The sequence below is a fragment of the Agathobaculum sp. TL06 genome (genome assembly GCF_054658635.1).
This window is the reverse complement of the sequence record NZ_BAAGGY010000012.1, coordinates 1-12,790: the sequence shown is the minus strand read 5'-3', so window position 1 is coordinate 12,790 and position 12,790 is coordinate 1. Positions and strand designations below refer to the sequence as shown.

The window sequence follows — 12,790 nt, the reverse complement described above, 5'->3', positions numbered from 1 at the left end:
GCGACACTGCCCAGACGGTCGGCATTTATTGCGGAACCCCTGCTTCCCGGTGGTTTGCGCTCCACCTTGCCCGTCAGTTGCAGGGAATCTGTCATGGCTTTAGGATATCATAGCGGGCAGGGAAAGGCAACTGCCGAAACTGACAAAATTTCTGTGAAAAAAACAGCATAGTCTGCCCGCCCCGTCAAAAAGCGGACAAATGCAAAACTGTGTAAAACCTTGGGTAAGCTCTTCACAAGCGGGGGAAAATAGCGTATGATAAGGATATAAAAACGAATGGGAGGAAGAACTGCCATGAGAATCGGAATGCTGACAAGCGGCGGCGACTGCCAGGGCTTGAACGCCGCGCTGCGCGGCGTGGCGAAGACGCTGTATAACGAATTTGGGGACAAGCTGACCCTGTACGGGATTCGGGACGGCTACCGCGGGCTGATCGAGGGGGATTACCATGCGATGAAGGAATCCGATTTTTCGGATATCCTGACGGTGGGCGGCACCATTCTCGGCACCTCGCGCCAGCCGTTCAAATCCATGCTCAAGGCGGAGGAGAACGAGGAGACCAAGCTCGAGAAAATGCTCAAAACCATTAAGGAGGCCAAGTTCGACTGCCTGGTGATCCTGGGCGGCAACGGCACGCACAAGACCGCGAATCTGCTGTCCGAGCATGGTGTTCATGTGGTGACGCTGCCCAAAACGATCGATAACGACCTGTGGGGGACGGAGATGACGTTCGGCTTCCAGTCCGCGGTCGATATCGCGACAACGGTTATCGATTCCATCCACTCGACCGCGTTCTCGCATTCGCGTGTGTTCATTGTGGAGGTCATGGGGCATAAGGCGGGCTGGCTGACGCTGTACGCGGGCATCGCGTCCGGCGCAGATGTAATCATTATTCCGGAAATCCCGTACAGCGCCAAGGCGATTGCCAAGGCCATCCAGAAGCGCGAAAAAAGCGGCAAACGCTTCTCCATCCTCGCGGTCGCCGAGGGCGCGATCAGCCAGGAGGAGGCGAAAATGAGCAAAAAGGAGTTCAAGGCTGCGCGGGAAGCCATGCCGTATCCCTCGATCTCCTACCGGATCGCGGAGGAACTGAAGGAGTTGACCGGCCAGGAAATCCGCGTGACCATCCCCGGCCATTACCAGCGCGGCGGCGCGCCCTGTCCGGCGGACCGCCTGCTGACCAGCCGCCTGGGCGTGGCGGCGGCCCAGATGATCCGCGACGGGAAGTTCGGCAACATGGTCGCGGTGCAGGACGATAAGATCGTCCCCGTGCCGCTGTCCGAAGTGGCGGGCAAGCTCAAGACCGTCCCGCCGGACAGCGATATCGTGCAGGCGGCGCGCGATCTGGGGCTGTCCATGGGGGACTGACCCGAAATGGATGAAAAAGCACCGGAGCTATGCTCCGGTGCTTTTTTGCCGAAAACGGATAAAACAAAAGCGTCCGGACATGCTAACAGGGCGGCGCGGCGGAAAATATCCGTTTTTGGGCAGAGTTCATAAGCTCCCGCGCGGTAAAACAGGGCCAATGCCGGAATTTTTCCAGAATGATAAGGATATCCCCGTCTAAACTTGACAAACTATTAAATGAGATATATAATCAAAAATAAGTTAGCTAATGCTAACTAAAAAATAAAAAAGGAGTTTTGTTTATGTCTTTGATTCATAAGGAAATCAGCGATTTTTCCGTGCAGTCCTATCAGAATAATGCGTTTCATACCGTGACCAAAAAGGATATCCTTGGCAAGTGGAGTGTGTTTTTCTTCTACCCCGCGGATTTCACCTTTGTGTGTCCGACCGAGCTGGAGGACCTGGCCAACAAGTACGCGGAGTTCAAGGCCGTCGGATGCGAGATCTACGCGGTGTCCTGTGACACGCATTTTGTCCACAAGGCATGGCACGACACCTCCGACCGTATCAAGAAGATCGAATACCCGATGCTGGCAGACCCGACGCACGCGCTGGCAAAGGACTTTGAGGTGTATATCAAGAAGGACGGCCTGGCGGAGCGCGGCAGCTTTATCGTCAATCCGGAGGGCCGGATCGTTGCTTACGAGGTAACGGCGGGGAATGTGGGCCGCAACGCGGACGAGCTGTTCCGCCGCGTACAGGCGAGCCAGTTTGTTGCCGAGCATGGCGACGAGGTGTGTCCGGCCAAGTGGCAGCCGGGCGCGGAAACGCTCAAGCCCAGCCTGGACCTGGTCGGCCAGTTGTAAGGGCGGCGCGGAAAACGCGGGAGAGCATAAGATGAATCAGGATGTTTTGTACGACGCCGTTGTTGTCGGCGGCGGTCCGGCCGGATTGACGGCGGCATTATATCTGGCGCGTGCGCGTTATCGCGTACTGGTTGTGGAGAAAGCGCAGTTCGGCGGGCAGATCACGATTACGGCCGAGGTGGTCAACTATCCCGGGGTGGAGCGCGCCAGCGGCGCGGACCTGACCGAAACAATGCGCAAGCAGGCGCAGCGCTTCGGCGCGGAATTCCTGCTGGCCGAGGTAACGGAGCTTGAACTGGACGGGGATATCAAAACGGTCCGCACCAGTCGGGGCGACCTGCGGTGCTTCTGTGTCCTGCTGGCGACCGGTGCGCACCCGCGGATGGTCGGTTTTCAGGGCGAGGAGGCGTTTCGTGGGCATGGCGTGGCGTACTGCGCCACCTGCGACGGCGAGTTTTTCACCGGCAAGGATGTTTTTGTGGTCGGCGGCGGCTTCGCGGCCGCGGAGGAGGGTGTGTTCCTGACCAAGTATGCCAGGCATGTCACCATCCTGATACGGGGCGACGATTTCAAGTGCGCGCCGTCTGCGGCGGCTGCGGCGCGCAGCCACGAGAAGATCACCGTACGGACGCATACCCAGGTGGAGGAGGTGTCGGGCGATACGGCGCTGCGTTACCTGCGCTACCGCAACAGCCAGACCGGCGAGGTCACCGAGTACCGCCCGCCCGAGGGGGATACGTTCGGCGTGTTTGTGTTTGCGGGCTACCAGCCGGATACCGCGCTGCTGCAAGGCAAGGCGGAGCTGAACGCACAGGGCTATGTTGTGACCGATGCGTGCCAGCGCACCACGCTTCCCGGGGTGTATGCGGCGGGCGATGTCTGCGTGAAAAGCCTGCGTCAGGTTGTGACCGCGGTCGGTGACGGTGCGCTCGCGGCGACCGAGATGGAGCGCTGCGCGGCCGAGCTGCAGCGAAAAACAGGGCTGATCCCGCAAAAGCCGCAGATGGAGCCGGAACCGCTCGCACAGGCAGCGCAGGCGGCGGAGGGCGGCCTGTTCTCCGCTGATATGCTGGCGCAGCTTCATACGGTGTTTGACAAGATGGCGTCCCCGCTGCGGCTGTGTCTGTATTTGGACGACCGTCCGGTTTCGGCGGAACTGAAAGCCTATATGGAGGAACTGGCCGGACTGACCGATAAGCTGTCGGTCGAAGTGGTACAGTCCGAAGCGGCGGACCGGCCGTTTGTCCGCATCTGCCGTGCGGACGGCGCGCCGACCGGCCTTGCGTTCCACGGCGTGCCGGGCGGGCATGAGTTTACCTCGTTCGTTCTGGGGCTGTACAACGCGGCAGGGCCGGGGCAGGCCATCGAGCCTGCGGTAAAGGCGGCGGTGGAAGCGCTGGACAAGCCGGTCGAGCTGAAGATACTGGTTTCCCTGTCCTGCACGATGTGTCCGGAGTTGGTCACGGCGGCGCAGCGCATTGCAGCGGAAAGTCCGCTGGTTTCCGCGGAGGTATATGACCTGAACCATTTCCCCACGCTGCGGGAGCAATACCATGTAATGAGCGTACCGTGTCTGGTCGTCAATGACGGCAAGGTTTCATTCGGCAAAAAGAACATGGCGCAGGTGATGGACCTGATACGGAACGAACAAAAAGGATAAACAAAGCGCCGGAACGGCTGTAGGGCCGCTTCGGCGCTGTTTTATGCGGCTGGTCTGGATTCAGCAAAGGGAATCCAGCACCGCGTCGAGAAAATGACAGGGTGATAGCTGATGCTTAGTGAACCTGTCCGCAAGGCCGCGGACAAAAGCCTCGTCGCAAGAAACGTCGGGGATAAAAGCAAGCTGCGGGGCGCCCTGTTCCGGCGCGCAGCAGCGCAGGCCGAAAGAGACATAGCGTGTTCCGGCCTCCGCGGAAAAGAGCGTTTCTCTAACAGGATAATACTGAAGCTGTGGCATTGAGACCGACCTCCTGGGTAAATGACGTGACATCAATTTCGAGTAGGATGATCAGCCGGAGCATAACAGGCGTACTGGGAAGATGCGTCCCTTTTTCAATATGCTGGTACCAGCGTACCGAGATCGAGGCCGCCTCCGCGACCTGTTGCTGCGTCCAGCCGTGCTGGGTGCGCGCTTTGAAGAGTTCGCGAGAAATTGTAGAATTTAGAGACATGGTTTATTACCTCCTTCTTTAGAGGAAACATAAACCACGAAAAATGAAACAGAAACGAACTCATGGTTCAGGTTGTGGAAAATGACGAATATTTCCTGTTAATCCAATGATTAGCGGAATAATAACAGAAAATTGTGTCGAAAATCCTGAATGAAAGCGCGATATTTGTCGATTGAATTTCTATGCGGTTGCAGGAAAAATATACAAATTTTTTTGAAATCATACAATATATGGAAAAAGAAAGGCTTGCGCGGAGGCAAGCCTTTCAGGATGGGTGGAGGATGTTTTTTTATTTTTATATTTTAGTATTCCTTAATTAATGAAGTTGCGGTAGGGGACTCAACGTAGTTCCCATTTGAATCAGTTACATAAGCAGTTATCTTAGTTGTATATGTTCCGTGGTCAACCCAGTAAGTCTCACTTTCATTGACTCCCAAAACACCGGAACCTGTATGGACCCAAGATTTAATAGAGGTCCAAGAATTATTTTCCATTTTTAAAAGTTCAATTGTAAGACGTACATTATAGCCAGGGCGAACACTTACAGTTCCAGTACATGTTGCCTGCCCATATGAGGAAATATTAAGCTTTGCAGACATATTCATAACTTGTTCGTACATTAATTCAATATCGCCATCGTCTTTAGTGGATACATTTGCGGCCATTGCAATATTTAAATTTAAAACAAAACAAAAGACTGCAAAAATAGACAATATTCTTTTTTTCATTTTACCCTCCTGATTTATCCTCCAATTAATAAATACAGGAAAGTAAAAATTGCACCAATTAATTTTGCTCTATTCCTTCTGCCATTTTAATTAGTTCATTTTTATCTATACTTGATTGCAATAAGAAAGTAGAGGCGGTAGATACATCTGACCATACAAGACTATATAAACCATCCTTTTCAGAAAGTTCTCCAGCCATTCCATTAATATCGACAACAGAGATGTTTTGAGCATCTTCTGTATCTGCAAGTAATACTTGTCCAGCTTCAGCTATATTAAGCAGTATGTATTCGTCTTCATTATGAATATTAACAAAATATGCCCTGATAGTATCATCGTTGTATTCATAAAGATGTTCGCTAAAACCGTTAGGCAAATAGCTAAAGACATAACTTCTATTAGAAAAATCTTGAGCTTTATATTCTGTAGAGAATGAACCATTCGTATTAAAGAAATTAAAAAATTTCGACCTCGCTCCAGCGTTCGCCAAGGTGGCTAAAAACAGCGCGATCAGCACCGCCGCCACCGGAATAAGCCGCTTTGCAATACGGCGCCGCTTCGGGGGCGCGGACTTTTGGGCAGCCTGCGCCAGCTTGTTCTTCAACTGCTGAATCTGCGCCTCGGTCGGCTGCTTGGGTACGCTGTCCGGCAGGTTTTTCTCTTCTTCGAGCAGTTCTTCCCCGTACTGCTCCATATATTTTTGCATCATCAGGCGCAGATAAGCCTCCTCCAGATGGTTTTGGAGTTCCGCTTCCTTGTCTGTCCCTTTATGTTCAAAAGAGTCGTTACTCATCTTCGAGCTCCTTTTCCAGTTCCTTTTTCAAAGCCCGTCGCGCTCTGGTCAGAGCGCTTCTGATAGACGCCGGCTTGAGCCCGACCAAATCCGCAATCGCGGCGTCGGGCAAGTCCGCAAAGTATTTGTCGAGCAGCAGCTCGCGGTCACGGTCGCTCAAGCGCTCCAACGCGCGCCGGAATGCTTCAGTGGTTGCCTTTTTATCAAACAGCAGCGCCGGATCGATCGACCGGTCCGCCAGATCGGTTTCAATTTCATCCGTTATCTTGTAACGGATCCGGTTGGCATACACCCGCCGCGCACGGTTAAGGAGTGATTTGGTTATATAGGCGATCTGCTTGGACTCAGGAAGTGTTTTCAGCAGTTCGGTCTTGGAAAGCATCGCCACAAAGGTGTCCTGAATGATGTCGTTTACATCACCGATGCCGGAAAACGAACTCAGCTTGCTCACCCATAGACCATAGTGGTCCGCATAGAGATGGATGAGCAGAGCTTGTGATGCGGGGTCATTTTCTTCGGTTTTGGAGAAAAGAGAAGATATCATGTCAGCATACTCATTTCTGTGGGATGATGGGGGGATCGGAAAACGGCAGCGCCGGAAGACCGGCTATACTTTTGGGGGTAAGCTCCTGTATGCGCTGAGCAAAGTGCAGGATCAGTTGGATATCGGTATCGCTGAGTTCTTTCAGTGCGTTGACCGTTTCGTTGAACAGCAGCGTGGACGCCGGATCGGTATCGAAAAACTGAGCGGGCGTGATACCGAAATAGTCGCATATATTGAGCAGCTGCTTGATGGAAGGCTGCGATTTACCCGAAGTGATCCCCTGAATATAGCTTTTGCTCAAGCCTAACTCCAAAGAGAGCTGGTATTCGGATATATCCTTCTCAAGCCGAAGCTGCGTGATGCGCTGGCCAATAAAATGAGAGTACATGGAGAATCACCTCTTGCATTGATGATACAACATAGATTCCCCAAAGACTCCGATTGTAGAAGTCGTTTAACGGAAATAAGCCAACAATAAGCGGTAATTTAATGATGTGACTTGTAAGAAACGGAACTTTTATACAAATCACAGCGGTAGTTCTGGGAATATAAGGAATTTTCGCTGAAACAACAAAAAAATAAAATGAAGAAACTGTATATAATAGTATTATTCTGGTAAATTAAATGGTTATTTCATGCTTTTTCGTCCAATTATACCATATTTTTCATAGGTAATCAATAAATGGAATTTCACATCCGGCACGCGCGGGACAATACGGTAAAGCGCGGCCGGCGCAAAAGAAAAACAGGCCGCGGCGGCGGCCTGTTTTTTTACCGCGCGGGGGAGGCCAGAAATGCCTGCAGCGCGCGGGGGGCGCATACATCGATCTGCTTGTAATGCAGCGCGAGCCAATGCTTTCGCTCGAAAAACCGCAGCACGCGGGTGGCGGTCACACGGTTAATGCCTGCCAGGTCGGCGATGTTCTGGTGGGTGTAAGGGATGGAAAAGCCACCGTCCGCGGTTTGCCCGAAATGCTGCCCCAGCCCCAGCAGGATGCAGGCCACGCGGCGGTCTGCGGTGTGGAAGGCCAGGCTCGCAATTTTTACCGAGAGCGGGAAAATGGAATTGCATAGCAGCCCGCACAGGGCTTCAATCAGCGCGGGGGAGCGCAGCAGATGCGGCAGGATGTCCTCAAGGCGCAACAGGTATAGACGGGCCGGCGTGCTCACCATGATTGAAGTCGGGCGAGGCAGGTGATTGAAATAGGAGGCGCCGCCGAACAGCATGCCGGGGGAGAACACCTCGATTACGACCTGCTTCCCCTCCTCGGAGATGACATAGCTCTGCAGCTCGCCGCTCTCCACCAGATAGAAGCCGGTGGGCGCGTCCCCCTGCAGATGCAGGATATCCCCCTGGCGCAGCGTCTTCGGGATGCCCGCGGCGCGGGCCAAAGCGGAAAGCGTATCAAAATGAGTGGACGGAACCTGCGGCAAAGCCATAAGGGATACCTCCTTTTTATAATAGTATAGCATGGACGTCCGGCGGTTGGGAGGGAAAATTCCGGAATTGTAGCAGGGGCTACAAACTATTGCGCCGTGCCGCGCTATGCTGAATACAGTAAGGGTAGCGGCCGCTGCAGCACAACAAAAGAAAAGGAGAGTTGTCATATGTCTTATGAGGTCATTCAACAGGAACAGTTCACCGTCGCGGAAATGGCCGCGCTAATCGACCATTCGCTTCTGGTGCCGTATGCCTCCCGCAGTGATCTGGACCGGTTTATCGCAGATGTGTTCAAGTATGGCTTTCGGGTCGCCTGCCTGAACAACTGCAACACCGAATACGCGGCGGAACGCTTCGCGGGAACGGGGGTGAAGGTCGCAACGGTCGCGTCGTTCCCGTTCGGCACACTGACGCCGGAGGACAAGGCCAGGGAAATCGAAAATTCGATCGCCCGCGGCGCGGGGCTGGTGGATGTGGTAATGAATATCGGCGCGGCAAAGTCGGGCGACTGGGACCTGCTGTACCGTGATATGGCGGCCTGCGCGGAAGCGGCGCATAAGCACGGTATTGAGGTCAAGGTGATTCTGGAATGCTGCTACCTGACGCGCGAGGAAATTGTTAAAAGCTGTCAGATTGCGAAAAAGGCAGGAATGGATTACGTCAAGACCAGCACGGGCTTCGGTTCGGGCGCGGCAGTGCTGGGCGACGTCAAGCTGATGAAGGACACGGTCGGGACGGATATGGGCGTCAAGGCCGCGGGGCCGATCGGTGATTTTGTCACCGCGGTTGCGTTCCTGCATGCGGGCGCGCAGCGCCTGGGCAGCCGCCGGGGTGTGGAGATCCTGCAGGGCTGTACGGACTGGGACCGGTACGCCGGAGACTGAATGGGGGGAGCGCAATGGCATTGCAGCGAAGCTTTATCCGCTTTCCGACGATCGTGGAATTCGGCGCAGGTACACTGGAAAAGCTGGGCGGCATCGCCCGGCAATACGGCCGGCGCGCGTATTGCGTGATCGACCCGTTTTTCAAGGAACATCCCGCTGGGGAGCGGGCGCTCAGCCTGCTGCGGGAGGCAGGGGTGGAAACCGTTGTGACCTATGCGGTGGCGACCAACCCCAGTGCGGAGGACATCGACCCCAAGGCCGCGGCGTGTGTAGAAAACCGTTGTGACCTGGTGGTGGCGCTGGGCGGCGGCGGCAGCATCGACATCGGCAAGGCGGTCGCTGCGGTGGCGACCAACGGCCGCTCGAGCTGGGATTACGCGGCGCTGGAAACCAGGCCGTATGAGGAGATCACCATTCCGCCGTTGCCCCTGATCGCGGTGCCGACAACAGCGGGTACCGGCGCGGAAGCGACGATCTATTCGGTTGTCACCAATCACGAGCTGCGTCGGAAATGCTCGATCCGCAGCTTTTACCTGTATCCGACCGTGGCGCTCATCGATCCGGCGCTGACGCTGGACGCGCCGCCCATGCTGACCGCGATGACCGGCATTGATACGTTCGCCCATGCATATGAGTCCTATACCAATAAAAAGGCAACCAAGTTTTCCGAGATGATTGCGCTGGAGAGCATGCGGCTGTTCGCGGAAAATATCCTGACCTGCTGTACGGACGGGCGGGATATCGAGGCGCGCAGCAATATGGCCTTTGCCAGCATGCTGGGCGGCCTGGCGATCGCACACTGTCCCTGTACGATCGGGCATGTGCTGGGGCAATGCCTGTCCGGCTACACCAACGCGCCGCATGGCGCGAGCCTGGCGGTGTGTACGGCGCAGATCATCCGCTGGACGCTGCCGGCGGGCAGGGAAAAGCTTGCCCGCATCGCGCGTTTGTTCGACCATTCGCTGTCCGGCAAAACGGAGGAGCAGGCGGCCGCTGCCCTGCCGGATATTCTGGACAGCCTGTTCGAGCGCATCCTCGGCGCGCGTGTGACCATGCAGACGTATGGCCTGCAGCCGGCGCAGGAGAAGGAATTCGCGGATTTTATTTTTGAAAATTATCAGGGGGATATGTCCAACTACGTCCGGATACCGACGCGGGAGGACGTGCATGCATTGGTGCATGCCTGCATGTAAAGCGGACTCGTTTCGTTCACAGACGCCCAAGCGCCTGCAGCATTGCTGCAGGCGCTTGGCGTTTCTTTGGCAGAAAAGGCGGGTAATACAGTCGGATCAAGGAAAATAAGCAGCCATGTGTAAATCTGCCCGCAAGGCGGCACTGATGTGATAGCCTTCATTTGAAAAAATAGTATATTATGAATGCACGGCAAGGAAAATACGCCGAAAGAAAGTAGAAAAAGATAAAACTGGGAACAACTCCCACAGGAGTAAGGAGGCAGCTATGAAAGCAGCAAGATGGTATGCAGCAAGGGATATCAGGGTGGAAGATATTGAAAAGCCGAAAGCCGGTCCAGGAGAAGTCGTAATACAGGTCAAGCGCTGCGGGATATGTGGGACAGATATCCATGACTATATGTCAGGACCACACAGTATCCCTGTGGATAAGCCTGATCCGCTGACCGGTGCGACTGCACCCGTCACGATGGGGCATGAGCTGTGCGGCGTCGTAACCGAACTGGGAGAAGGTGTTACGGGATGGAAGTCAGGCGATCGTGTGGTTATCGCTCCGCTGCAAAACTGTGGTAAATGTTATTTTTGCCAGCGTGGTTTACACCATCTTTGTGTAGTGCAGGCAGGTCTTGGTCTGCAGACAAAGGAGGGTGGATTTGCGGAGTACTGCAAAGTAAAGGATTATCAACTGCGGAAAATGCCTGACCACATGACCTACGAACAGGGCGCTATGGTGGAGCCAACCTGCCTTGCCATGTATGGTATACGGCGGTCCCATCTGCAGCCGGGTGATACCGTACTGATCACGGGCGGCGGGCCGATCGCGGCGCTCAATATGATGTGCGCTTTTGTTGCAGGAGCGGCAAAGGTTTATATGACGGAAAAGCACCCTGCCCGTATCCAGAAATTATTGGAGCTGGGGGCAAGCGAAGTATTTAACGTGACAGAGGTGAATGTACTCGATGAGGTCATGAGGCGCACAGACGGCTTGGGTGTGGATATTGCCATTGAATGCACGGGCAGCGAGAGCGGGATTAACCTTTGCTTTGATGCGATGCGCAAGCAGGGATGCTATGTGCAGAGTGGATTGAGCTTGGGAGAGGTCAAGGTGCGTCCTTGGCAGTGGGCGCTTAAGGATATCAACATGATAGGTTTGTGGTGCTGCAATCCGTATGATTATGACAATATCATTAAGCTTGTGGCAGATAAGCGTATTGATGTTACTAAGCTGATTACAAAACATATCGCATTGGAGGACGTAGTTGCCGAGGGATTTGAGTGCCTGGCGAGAAATAAAGAAAAAAAGGAAATGAAGATACAGGTCATTTGCAATGAGGATTAACGGAAATACACAACAGTAGGAACAGACTGGATGAGGTGAAAATGATGAAATGCAAACAGGCGTTTATGTATGGCCCATTTGATCTTCGAATCGAGGAGGTGGAGCTGCCGGAACTGAAACCGGATCAAATTTTGATTCAGATTGGTGCCTGCGGAATTTGTGGCTCAGATGTTGAGTGCTTTGAAGGAAAATCGGCGGAAGGCCGCTACGATCTCGCGCCATATACCCCCGGACACGAATGGGCGGGCAAAGCGGTTGCGGTCGGCAGTAAAGTGACCTCGGTAAAGGTTGGAGATAAGGTCGTAGGAGACTGCGTATTGCCATGCAATAACTGTGCGAACTGTAAAGACGGGAAAATGCCGTCCGCTTGTCTGAACTGGCGTGAGGTGGGATTTCACCCTAATTCTCCCGGTGGTATGGGAGAATATTTGATTCTTGAAGAAGCATATACGCATGTGATCCCTAATGACTGGACATATGAGTTGGGCGCATGGGTAGAAACATTCAATGTCGGCTACTGGGGAGTTTGGGGAAACCATTGTGATCCGGATGCTTCCGATGTGGTTGCGATTATTGGAGGGGGGCCGATCGGCCTGTGTGCCGCCATGGTGTGCGCGGAATCAGGTGCGACAGTTGTTGTAATCGATCCGATTGCAAGTCGAAGAGAGAACGCGCTGCAGTATGGCGCGAACATCGTCTTAGACCCCACGGAAAGCCCGATTGAAGAACAGATCCTTGCATTGACAAACGGTCGTGGAGCGGATGTGGTGATTGAATGTTCGGGCAATGACACAGGGATTGCGTCGGTGTTCGATATTGCGGGACACAGCGCTCGTATTGGCATGGTAGGTCATTCCATCGGCCGTAAGGTACCGGTTGAAATCGGTAAGATACAATGGAAAACACTGCGTTTGGCAGGTTCCGGCGGCACCTATCATTGGTTCCCGCGGACGATTCGCTTCATGTCCAAAATCAAGGACAAATATGATTTTGCCGCCCTAAATACGCATCATTTCCCGTTTGAAAGGTTGGAGGAAGCGATGGATATGGCAGCCAATCATAAGGATGTGGCACGCAAGGTAATGTTGACATTTGGACTTGACTGAATAGGACGAAAGGCAGGTACAAAAAGATGAGCAAATGGGAGATTCCGGCGAAGGGCGGGAATATGGAAGCGGATAACGGTATCTATTATCAGAACATGACGCGCAAGGAAGTGAGCGAGCGTCTGGAGAAGAACGACGTGATCCTGATTCCGGTAGGCTCCACAGAGAACCATGGAGCAAGCGCGCCGTTTGGAGAGGATACCTATCTTGACACGCGGCTGTGCGAGCAGGTGGCAAAGGCGACGGGCTGCACGGTGGCGCAGCCGATCTGGTACGGCTCCCACCCGTATCACCATCTGGGGCAGAAGGGGACGATCATCATTCCTGAGGAGACGCTGGCGGATTACCTTGTGTATGTGTTCGCGGGGTTCTGGAACGCGG

Annotated in this window: 15 protein-coding genes and 1 riboswitch; of the genes, 8 read left to right on the top strand and 7 right to left on the bottom strand. The window is 54.0% G+C overall.

Annotation, left to right across the window (positions count from 1 at the left end; translation table 11 throughout):
* Nucleotide 1: 1 nt before the first annotated feature.
* A riboswitch (ZMP/ZTP riboswitch) is annotated at nucleotides 2-91 on the bottom strand.
* Between the two features lie 203 nt (nucleotides 92-294).
* The 3 genes from ACYQ3S_RS08530 (at nucleotide 295) to ACYQ3S_RS08520 (ending at nucleotide 3,873) form a co-directional block, all read left to right on the top strand.
* Entirely contained in the window at nucleotides 295-1,368 is a 1,074-nt protein-coding gene (locus tag ACYQ3S_RS08530; RefSeq protein ID WP_459688495.1) for a 6-phosphofructokinase, read from the top strand.
* A 281-nt stretch (nucleotides 1,369-1,649) separates the two neighbouring features.
* Nucleotides 1,650-2,213 carry an alkyl hydroperoxide reductase subunit C gene (gene ahpC, locus ACYQ3S_RS08525; RefSeq protein WP_459688493.1) on the top strand — a complete coding sequence of 188 codons (564 nt, stop codon included), beginning with the start codon at nucleotides 1,650-1,652 and terminating at the stop codon, nucleotides 2,211-2,213.
* Between the two features lie 31 nt (nucleotides 2,214-2,244).
* Nucleotides 2,245-3,873: an FAD-dependent oxidoreductase gene (locus tag ACYQ3S_RS08520; protein WP_459688491.1), complete on the top strand. Its 1,629-nt coding sequence runs from the start codon at nucleotides 2,245-2,247 to the stop codon at nucleotides 3,871-3,873.
* Between the two features lie 60 nt (nucleotides 3,874-3,933).
* Here ACYQ3S_RS08520 and ACYQ3S_RS08515 read toward each other — a convergent pair whose 3' ends face one another.
* From ACYQ3S_RS08515 to ACYQ3S_RS08485, 7 genes are all read right to left on the bottom strand, one after another.
* A complete protein-coding gene (locus ACYQ3S_RS08515) occupies nucleotides 3,934-4,170 on the bottom strand; it encodes a DUF6514 family protein (RefSeq protein ID WP_459688489.1) in 237 nt (78 codons plus the stop codon).
* Nucleotides 4,142-4,384, bottom strand: coding sequence for a helix-turn-helix transcriptional regulator (locus tag ACYQ3S_RS08510; protein ID WP_082397365.1), 243 nt, complete (start codon nucleotides 4,382-4,384; stop codon nucleotides 4,142-4,144). Before ACYQ3S_RS08510 ends, ACYQ3S_RS08515 begins: the two co-directional genes overlap by 29 nt.
* A 302-nt stretch (nucleotides 4,385-4,686) precedes the next feature.
* Nucleotides 4,687-5,112, bottom strand: coding sequence for a hypothetical protein (locus tag ACYQ3S_RS08505; protein ID WP_459688487.1), 426 nt, complete (start codon nucleotides 5,110-5,112; stop codon nucleotides 4,687-4,689).
* 58 nt (nucleotides 5,113-5,170) lie between these two features.
* A complete protein-coding gene (locus ACYQ3S_RS08500; RefSeq protein ID WP_459688485.1) occupies nucleotides 5,171-5,905 on the bottom strand; it encodes a DUF4367 domain-containing protein in 735 nt (244 codons plus the stop codon).
* Nucleotides 5,898-6,449, bottom strand: a complete 552-nt coding sequence (locus ACYQ3S_RS08495; RefSeq protein WP_459688484.1) for an RNA polymerase sigma factor — start codon at nucleotides 6,447-6,449, stop codon at nucleotides 5,898-5,900. The genes ACYQ3S_RS08500 and ACYQ3S_RS08495 overlap by 8 nt, the downstream gene beginning before the upstream one ends.
* 10 nt (nucleotides 6,450-6,459) lie before the next feature.
* A complete protein-coding gene (locus tag ACYQ3S_RS08490) occupies nucleotides 6,460-6,837 on the bottom strand; it encodes a helix-turn-helix domain-containing protein (RefSeq protein ID WP_459688482.1) in 378 nt (125 codons plus the stop codon).
* A 383-nt stretch (nucleotides 6,838-7,220) separates the two neighbouring features.
* The gene (locus ACYQ3S_RS08485) at nucleotides 7,221-7,889 is read right to left on the bottom strand and encodes a Crp/Fnr family transcriptional regulator (RefSeq protein WP_459688480.1); all 669 of its coding nucleotides are present in this window, start codon (nucleotides 7,887-7,889) and stop codon (nucleotides 7,221-7,223) included.
* A 168-nt stretch (nucleotides 7,890-8,057) separates the two neighbouring features.
* Between ACYQ3S_RS08485 and deoC the strand changes: the two genes are divergently transcribed.
* The 5 genes from deoC to ACYQ3S_RS08460 form a co-directional block, all read left to right on the top strand.
* Complete coding sequence (gene deoC, locus ACYQ3S_RS08480; RefSeq protein ID WP_459688479.1) at nucleotides 8,058-8,774, top strand: deoxyribose-phosphate aldolase; 717 nt, start codon at nucleotides 8,058-8,060, stop codon at nucleotides 8,772-8,774.
* Between the two features lie 14 nt (nucleotides 8,775-8,788).
* Nucleotides 8,789-9,967: an iron-containing alcohol dehydrogenase gene (locus ACYQ3S_RS08475; RefSeq protein WP_459688478.1), complete on the top strand. Its 1,179-nt coding sequence runs from the start codon at nucleotides 8,789-8,791 to the stop codon at nucleotides 9,965-9,967.
* A 265-nt stretch (nucleotides 9,968-10,232) separates the two neighbouring features.
* Nucleotides 10,233-11,303 (top strand): 2,3-butanediol dehydrogenase, encoded by a 1,071-nt coding sequence (locus ACYQ3S_RS08470; RefSeq protein ID WP_459688476.1) that lies wholly within the window; start codon nucleotides 10,233-10,235, stop codon nucleotides 11,301-11,303.
* A gap of 41 nt (nucleotides 11,304-11,344) precedes the next feature.
* Nucleotides 11,345-12,409, top strand: coding sequence for a zinc-dependent alcohol dehydrogenase (locus ACYQ3S_RS08465; RefSeq protein ID WP_459688474.1), 1,065 nt, complete (start codon nucleotides 11,345-11,347; stop codon nucleotides 12,407-12,409).
* 26 nt (nucleotides 12,410-12,435) lie between these two features.
* The coding region (locus ACYQ3S_RS08460; protein WP_459688472.1) for a creatininase family protein at nucleotides 12,436-12,790 on the top strand (355 nt) is incomplete at its 3' end.

Bases quoted from the DNA above. Each gene is read 5' to 3' on its own strand.
- ACYQ3S_RS08505 (WP_459688487.1), bottom strand. From the start codon at position 5,112: ATGAAAAAAAGAATATTGTCTATTTTTGCAGTCTTTTGTTTTGTTTTA.
- ACYQ3S_RS08475 (WP_459688478.1), top strand. From the start codon at position 8,789: ATGGCATTGCAGCGAAGCTTTATCCGCTTTCCGACGATCGTGGAATTC.
- ACYQ3S_RS08530 (WP_459688495.1), top strand. From the start codon at position 295: ATGAGAATCGGAATGCTGACAAGCGGCGGCGACTGCCAGGGCTTGAAC.
- ACYQ3S_RS08495 (WP_459688484.1), bottom strand. From the start codon at position 6,449: ATGATATCTTCTCTTTTCTCCAAAACCGAAGAAAATGACCCCGCATCA.
- ACYQ3S_RS08485 (WP_459688480.1), bottom strand. From the start codon at position 7,889: ATGGCTTTGCCGCAGGTTCCGTCCACTCATTTTGATACGCTTTCCGCT.
- ahpC (WP_459688493.1), top strand. From the start codon at position 1,650: ATGTCTTTGATTCATAAGGAAATCAGCGATTTTTCCGTGCAGTCCTAT.
- ACYQ3S_RS08515 (WP_459688489.1), bottom strand. From the start codon at position 4,170: ATGCCACAGCTTCAGTATTATCCTGTTAGAGAAACGCTCTTTTCCGCG.
- ACYQ3S_RS08490 (WP_459688482.1), bottom strand. From the start codon at position 6,837: ATGTACTCTCATTTTATTGGCCAGCGCATCACGCAGCTTCGGCTTGAG.
- ACYQ3S_RS08520 (WP_459688491.1), top strand. From the start codon at position 2,245: ATGAATCAGGATGTTTTGTACGACGCCGTTGTTGTCGGCGGCGGTCCG.
- deoC (WP_459688479.1), top strand. From the start codon at position 8,058: ATGTCTTATGAGGTCATTCAACAGGAACAGTTCACCGTCGCGGAAATG.
- ACYQ3S_RS08510 (WP_082397365.1), bottom strand. From the start codon at position 4,384: ATGTCTCTAAATTCTACAATTTCTCGCGAACTCTTCAAAGCGCGCACC.
- ACYQ3S_RS08465 (WP_459688474.1), top strand. From the start codon at position 11,345: ATGATGAAATGCAAACAGGCGTTTATGTATGGCCCATTTGATCTTCGA.
- ACYQ3S_RS08500 (WP_459688485.1), bottom strand. From the start codon at position 5,905: ATGAGTAACGACTCTTTTGAACATAAAGGGACAGACAAGGAAGCGGAA.
- ACYQ3S_RS08470 (WP_459688476.1), top strand. From the start codon at position 10,233: ATGAAAGCAGCAAGATGGTATGCAGCAAGGGATATCAGGGTGGAAGAT.